The 3,577-nt window shown below is 55.4% G+C and carries 5 protein-coding genes; 1 reads left to right on the top strand and 4 read right to left on the bottom strand.

The window, feature by feature from the left end:
• Positions 1-22: 22 nt before the first annotated feature.
• From QZ326_RS11945 to QZ326_RS11930, 4 genes are read right to left on the bottom strand one after another with little or no spacing between them, the layout of a single operon-like run.
• Positions 23-1,714, bottom strand: a complete 1,692-nt coding sequence (locus tag QZ326_RS11945; RefSeq protein ID WP_295745508.1) for an FAD-dependent oxidoreductase — start codon at positions 1,712-1,714, stop codon at positions 23-25.
• 1 nt (position 1,715) lies between these two features.
• Complete coding sequence (locus QZ326_RS11940) at positions 1,716-2,036, bottom strand: rhodanese-like domain-containing protein (protein ID WP_295745507.1); 321 nt, start codon at positions 2,034-2,036, stop codon at positions 1,716-1,718.
• A 41-nt stretch (positions 2,037-2,077) separates the two neighbouring features.
• The gene (locus tag QZ326_RS11935) at positions 2,078-2,677 is read right to left on the bottom strand and encodes a 4Fe-4S binding protein (protein ID WP_295745505.1); all 600 of its coding nucleotides are present in this window, start codon (positions 2,675-2,677) and stop codon (positions 2,078-2,080) included.
• The gene (locus tag QZ326_RS11930; protein ID WP_295745503.1) at positions 2,674-2,886 is read right to left on the bottom strand and encodes a 4Fe-4S binding protein; all 213 of its coding nucleotides are present in this window, start codon (positions 2,884-2,886) and stop codon (positions 2,674-2,676) included. Before QZ326_RS11930 ends, QZ326_RS11935 begins: the two co-directional genes overlap by 4 nt.
• Positions 2,887-2,954: 68 nt before the next feature.
• Between QZ326_RS11930 and QZ326_RS11925 the strand changes: the two genes are divergently transcribed.
• Entirely contained in the window at positions 2,955-3,458 is a 504-nt protein-coding gene (locus QZ326_RS11925) for a DUF4368 domain-containing protein (RefSeq protein ID WP_365329220.1), read from the top strand.
• The last annotated feature ends 119 nt before the right edge of the window (positions 3,459-3,577 follow it).

The following is a 3,577-nucleotide window of genomic DNA, read 5'->3' as shown; positions in this document are numbered from 1 at the left end:
GATTGAGGAGAGGTGTTTCTATCTACTGGTCCATGCCACAGGCTGTGGACTGTTCAATCAGGCGGCGGTCGTTTTTTACCGCATCATAGAACCGAAAACCTCCGGCGAAGTTATATGTCTCATAGCCATACCCGGCCAGGACACGGCAGGCGATATAGCTGCGCAGGCCGCTCTGGCAGATAACATACACCGGCTTACCGTTCCCGATTTCGTCCAGCCGTTCCCGCAGTTCGTCCACAGGAATGTTTCGGAACCCCTTGATGTGACCGCCCGCGTACTCTTGGGGTGTCCGGACATCCAGCAGGGTCACGCTGCCATCGTGGGGCAGGGCGTTCACATCCTCAATATGGAACTGCTTCACAACTCCGCTGGCCAGGTTTTCCACCATGAAGCCCGCCATATTCACCGGGTCTTTGGCGGAGGAGTAGGGCGGCGCGTAGGCCAGGTCCAGGTCCTTCAGCTGGATGGCTGTCAATCCGGCATGGATGGCGGTAGCCAGCACATCAATCCGTTTATCCACCCCATCATACCCCACGATTTGAGCGCCCAGCAGACGATAGGTTCCCTTTTCAAAGACCACCTTCATGGTCATCAGCTTTCCGCCGGGATAGTAGCCCGCGTGGCTCATGGGGGACAGAATCACCGTGTCCACGTCCAGGCCGGCCTTTTTGGCGTTCGTCTCGTTGACGCCGGTGGAGGCCGCCGTCAGGTCAAAGACCTTGATGACCGAACTGCCCTGACTTCCAAGATAGCGGCTGTCCCCTCCGCAGATGTTGTCTGCCGCGATACGTCCCTGCTTGTTGGCGGGGCCGGCCAGGGAGATCACCGCGTCCTGCCCGGTAACATAATGCTTCACCTGGACCGCATCCCCTACAGCGTAGATGTCTGGGACAGAGGTCTCCATCCGGTCATTGACCACGATGCTGCCCTTGAGGCCCAGTTCCAGACCGGCCTCTTTTGCAAGAACGGTGTCCGGGGTGACACCGATGGCCAGCACCACCATATCGGCGTGGAGAGGGTCTGTGTCCTTCAGCTGTACGTCCACGCCGCCGTCCCGCTCCGCGAACCCTTCCACCGTATGCCCAAGGGCCAGCCGGATGCCGTGCCGCCGTACCTCGCCGTGGATGAAGGCGGCCATATCCGGGTCAAAGGGGTTCATCAGCTGCTTTGGACGCTGGACGATGGTGACCTCTATTTCCAGCTCCCGCAGATTCTCCGCCAGTTCCAGGCTGATGAAGCCCCCGCCCGCCAGCACGGCGGATTTTGGGTGATGAGCATTGATATAGTCCTTGATACGGAAGGTATCCTCCACTGTGCGCAGTGTAAAGACCTTCCCGATTCCCACGCCGGGGAGCCGGGGCTGGGTGGGACTGGCTCCAGGAGAGAGGATCAGCTTGTCATAATGCTCCTCAAATTCCTCGCCTGTCTCCAGAGCTTTCACGGAGACGGCCTTTTTATCCGGATGAATGGCGGCGACCTCGTGTCGCACCCGCATATCCACCCGGAAGCGGGCAAAGAAGCTCTCTGGCGTCTGGAGGGTCAGGGCCTCGGGCTCCTCGATCACCCCACCGATGTAGTAGGGCAGGCCGCAGTTGGCGTAGGAGATATACCCTGACCGCTCAAAGACCACGATCTCCGCCGTCTCGTTCAACCGCCGAAGCCGGGCCGCTGCTGTGGCCCCTCCCGCCACGCCGCCGATGATCACAACTTTCATTTCAGCGTTCCACCTTTCCTGTGTAGGCGGCAATGCCGCCGATATTTTTGATATTGGTATAGCCCATCCGGGCCAGCAGCCTTACCGCTTGGCTGCTCCTGGCGCCGCTGTGGCAATAGACGAACAGCGGGGTATCTTTCTTGGGCGCCATAGCAGTCACACGATCCAGTTCCTGAAGCGGAACATTTTTGCCGCCGGAGATGTGGCCCTCCCGGTACTCTTGGGCAGTACGAACATCCAGCAGCACCGCACCGGGCGTTTCCTGAAAGTCTTTTGTCCCCCGGTCAATATCAGGCCCCTTAAAAAAGTTGAAAAGTCCCATAGCTGCTTCTCCTTTCTTTTGTCTAGCAAATCTGTTTTAACTCAATTTTTTTGCCCTGTGACAATGTCATCTTTTCGGTGTTTGGCCTTGCAGATCAGCTGGGTCATAGTGCCCATAGGGCAGTAGACGCACCAGCTGCGGGGCTTGAACAGGACCATGGTGAGCAGGCCGAGGACGGTGGAGGTCAGCATAACACTATAAAACCCGAAAGCGAACTGGGCGATGCCGGGGGAAAAGAGGGTTCCATGATAAGCCCAGTGCCAGGGCAGCTTGAACGTCCACAGCAGAGTCACCGCCTGCCTGAGATTCTGTACGCCGGCAAAGACCAAATAAGTATTCCACAGCATCTGAAAGAACATGATGAAGAAGAAAATCAAAAATCCATAGCGGAACCATTTGCTCCTCAACCACTTCGGAACGTCCTTTTTCCGGGACAGGCCAAAGCGTCCGCCCAACAGACCGAACAGCTGTCCCCGGCCGCAATACCGGTTGCAGTAGCCCTTGGTGCCCCAGACGAGGGAAATCATCAGCGGAATACAGAAGAACAGCATACCCAACCAGGCGAACAGGATATTAAAAAGGCCCAGGGCCATGTAGGTCAGCTCCACGATCCACAGGTAGTCATACCAACGCCTTTTCATACGGTCACCTCCTGAATTTCAATAATTGAGGCTGGACACTCCCTGGCGCATTTGCCGCAGCCCACGCACTTTGTTCTATCGACTTTGGCCCAAATCCCATTCCAAATCTGTATGGCGCTTAAGGGACATACCTTCATGCAGCAGCCGCAGGCAACACAAACGTCTGTACGAATGAAAGCACACCGTTTCACTTTTGTTTTGATTTCCATATCATGACCTCCCGGAAGTTTTCATTTATGATACCATCAATGCCAGTGTTCTTCTGTGATAAGATTACATAAAAGAGGCAAATTCAATAATAAGCAAGGAATCTGTATTACAGTCCGCAAAGCTATTTCACTACCTCGCAAAGTTTATCGCTCTGATTGACAAATACCAGGGCTTCGACACCATGACGAACACCATGCTCAATGAATTTGTCGATAAAATCCTTGTCCATGAGCGCGACCGCAAAGGATGCCAGGACACCACACAGACGGTTGAAATCTACTTCAATTTTGTGGGCAGATACATACCCCCCTCTTTCCGGGAAGCAGAATTGACCCCGGAGGAACAGGAGGCGTTTCGCAGGCGGGAGGAACGGCGGGACAAGCTGCATCAGGCGTATCTTCGCCGCAAGGCCAGCGGCAAGCAACAGGAGTATGACCGGCGGTATAGCATCAAGCGCAAGCCCGTCATGGACGCAAAGAGGGCCGCTTTACGGGCCGAGGACATGGAGCGCGGTATCTTCACTACCGCCGCCAGCCTGCCCCGCCAGGAGCCGAAACGGGCGGTTATGTAAGTCCGGCCTACACTTCGAGGGAGGGAGCAAGAACATGAAAACTGATTTGACCTTTAAGTAGTATTTTTTTCGTAAATCAAAGTCTCTAACTATATAAGAGTCTACGGATTTGACTTGAC

Source organism: uncultured Oscillibacter sp. (assembly GCF_910587525.1).
Classification (GTDB): Bacteria; Bacillota; Clostridia; order Oscillospirales; family Oscillospiraceae; genus Oscillibacter.
This window is presented reverse-complemented; position numbering and strand designations above follow the sequence as displayed.

Excerpts from the sequence above, each read along its gene's own strand:
- QZ326_RS11945 (WP_295745508.1), bottom strand. The coding sequence starts at position 1,714 with ATGAAAGTTGTGATCATCGGCGGCGTGGCGGGAGGGGCCACAGCAGCG.
- QZ326_RS11930 (WP_295745503.1), bottom strand. The coding sequence starts at position 2,886 with ATGGAAATCAAAACAAAAGTGAAACGGTGTGCTTTCATTCGTACAGAC.
- QZ326_RS11940 (WP_295745507.1), bottom strand. The coding sequence starts at position 2,036 with ATGGGACTTTTCAACTTTTTTAAGGGGCCTGATATTGACCGGGGGACA.
- QZ326_RS11935 (WP_295745505.1), bottom strand. The coding sequence starts at position 2,677 with ATGAAAAGGCGTTGGTATGACTACCTGTGGATCGTGGAGCTGACCTAC.